The organism is Microbacterium sp. PF5 (assembly GCF_004794315.1).
Classification (GTDB): domain Bacteria; phylum Actinomycetota; class Actinomycetes; order Actinomycetales; family Microbacteriaceae; genus Microbacterium; species Microbacterium sufflavum.
Genome location: NZ_SSDQ01000103.1, coordinates 1 through 749, shown reverse-complemented (window position 1 = coordinate 749; position 749 = coordinate 1). Strand labels below are relative to the sequence as shown.

At 66.2% G+C, this 749-nt stretch carries 1 protein-coding gene; it reads left to right on the top strand.

Translation table 11 applies throughout. From position 1 onward, the window contains the following. On the top strand, nucleotides 1-692 hold a 692-nt coding region (locus tag DW297_RS18880; RefSeq protein ID WP_205828256.1), incomplete at its 5' end, for a hypothetical protein. Between the last annotated feature and the right edge of the window lie 57 nt (nucleotides 693-749).

Sequence of the window (749 nt, the reverse complement as noted above, 5' to 3'; positions counted from 1 at the left end):
TAGCCACCCTCACGACGCTGACCGCCGCCATCACGGTTGAAGCCGCCCTCACGACGCTGACCACCATCACGGCTGTACCCGCCCTCACGACGCGGACCACCATCACGGCTGTACCCGCCCTCGCGACGCTGACCGCCATCACGGTTGAAGCCCCCTTCGCGACGCGGAGCACCATCACGGTTGAACCCGCCTTCATGACGCGGTGCGGAGTCACGGCTGTACCCGCCCTCACGACGCGGACCACCATCACGGCTGTATCCGCCCTCGCGACGCTGACCGCCATCACGGCTGAAGCCACCCTCGCGACGCTGACCACCATCACGGCTGTACCCGCCCTCACGACGCTGACCACCATCACGTCTGTACCCGCCCTCACGACGCTGACCGCCGCCATCACGGCTGTAGCCACCCTCACGACGCTGACCGCCGCCATCACGGCTGTACCCGCCCTCACGACGCTGATCACCATCACGGTCAGGGCGGGCCTCACCTCGCGAACCGCGGGCATCAGAGCCAGATCGTGGGCGCGAGGCACCATCGCGATACACAGGGCGCCCACCGGAACGGTTGCCGCGCGGTCCTCCATCGTCACTGCGACGCGGACGGCGCTCTTCCTCTTCCGGCATGGTGCTCCCTATTCTCGTTGTTCGTCAAACGCAAAATGGCCACCCAACGATGGGTGGCCATTTTGACTAAAAGGAGTCCGGCGGTGTCCTACTCTCCCACAGGGTCCCCCCTGCAGTACCATC